General features: G+C 61.6%; 2 protein-coding genes. Both read right to left on the reverse strand.

From position 1 onward, the window contains the following. Positions 1-1,189: FecR domain-containing protein (locus PSV43_RS02515; protein ID WP_300193440.1), on the reverse strand; the 1,189-nt coding region annotated here is incomplete at its 3' end. Next, positions 1,186-1,652: sigma-70 family RNA polymerase sigma factor (locus PSV43_RS02520; protein WP_300193443.1), on the reverse strand; the 467-nt coding region annotated here is incomplete at its 5' end. The genes PSV43_RS02515 and PSV43_RS02520, both read right to left, overlap by 4 nt.

Genomic DNA, 1,652 nt, shown 5'->3' on the forward strand with positions numbered 1-1,652 from the left:
GCCTGCCGTCATTCATGATCTGCCAGTGCGGTTCGCCGAGATCGTGGCCGTCAGTGAGAAAAAGTGAATTGTAGCGGCGGTCGAGGCTGTTGATCTTAACCCAAGTCATCAGGGTAAGTGCATGATATTCTCCGGGCACGTTCAAGCGCACACGGCTGCCAGCGGGGCTGAAATCGAGGGCACTGCCGGGCGCGCCCCAGCGGTCTGAGACACGTGCCGCCGCGACAATGGCTCCTTCGCCTGCCTGCGCAGCACCAGCGACTGCTTCATTCGACAGGCGGCGGCCGTCGGCGGCGCGCATTTGATAATAGGCCACCAGACGCGGGTCATGCAGCAGCGTGTCCATGAAGTGCCGCCACTCCGCCTGCCGCGACTTCCGCGCTGCCGCAACCCGCTCGCTCATTTCGGCAAGGCCGACGAACTCCGTCGCGTCTGCCTTGATCGCAGCGCCCTGTCCCTTCACATCCCAGCGCAGCGCCTCACCTTTTTCCATGCGCTGCATCGCTTCAGTGCGCGGATGCCATTCCACTTCGCCATCCAGCACATGCACTTCCGACAGTTCGCCAGACACGTTCATGGCGAATTCTGTGCCGAGGTCCACCACTTCGCCGGCGCTGGTGTGCATGCGGAAACCATGTGCGGGCTCCGGCACGCGGGCGCGGACTTTGCCCTGCTTCACGTTCATTTCCATGGCAGAGACGATTTCAAAATCCGCCGCGCCTTCCACGATCACCGTCACACCGCTGAACAGTTCGATCTGCGCCACACCCGAGACCAGATGAAGCGGACCCGCTGGCAGCAGTGCTCCGTCTGCCAGCGATGTGCTCTGAGCCCACACCGCCGCCGCCTGTCCTGCCAGCACGGCAAAACCGCTCGCCTTGGTCTCCTCGGACGGAGCCGTCTCCTGCTGCAACAGCACCCCCACCGCTAGCAGCAGCGCTACCACAGCGGCGGCCATCATCACCAAACTCCGCGTCCAGTAACGGGTCTGTTTTTTCATCGGGGCTGGCTGGCGCGTCTGCACATTCGCCTCCGTTTTCAACAGCATGGAAAGGGCAATACGGTCATAGTACGCACGCCGCGCCGCCGGATCGACAGTCATCTCCGCTTCCAGCCGGAGAAAATCGGCTTCGCTGATCTCGCCGTCGATCAAATCATCCATCAAAAGATTTCTTTCGTTCTCCTTCATGCCCATGCCTCCTCGGTGCCGGTTTGTTTTTCCATGCAGCCGAGCAGCGCATAGCGCAGCCGGTGCAGCGTCACCTTCAGGCCGCCGACACTGCGCCCCGTGCGTGCCGAGTAATCCTGCAGGGTGCCTTCGCTCGCATAGCGGTGCAGCAGCAGTTCGCGATCTTGCTGGCGTAGCTTTGTCAGGCAGTTCTTCAGCGCCGCCTGCCGTTTTTCGAGATCATCGTCACGCTCGGCCAGTTCCTCCGCGAAGGTTTCCTCCAGCTCCGCGCTAAACACCAGCCGTGAATCCCGCGCCTGCTGCTTGCGATAGTTCAGCACTTCATAGCGCGCCACGCTGAACGCCCAGGCCTTGAAATTCGTTCCCAGTGTGAAGTCCGTGCGTTTCTTCCAAAGCGTCGCATTCGCCTGCTGCATCACATCATGCGCGGACGGATCACCCGGCAGCAGCGACTGCACATACA

Origin of the sequence: Prosthecobacter sp., from assembly GCF_029946185.1 — a bacterium.
Lineage (GTDB): Bacteria > Verrucomicrobiota > Verrucomicrobiia > Verrucomicrobiales > Verrucomicrobiaceae > Prosthecobacter.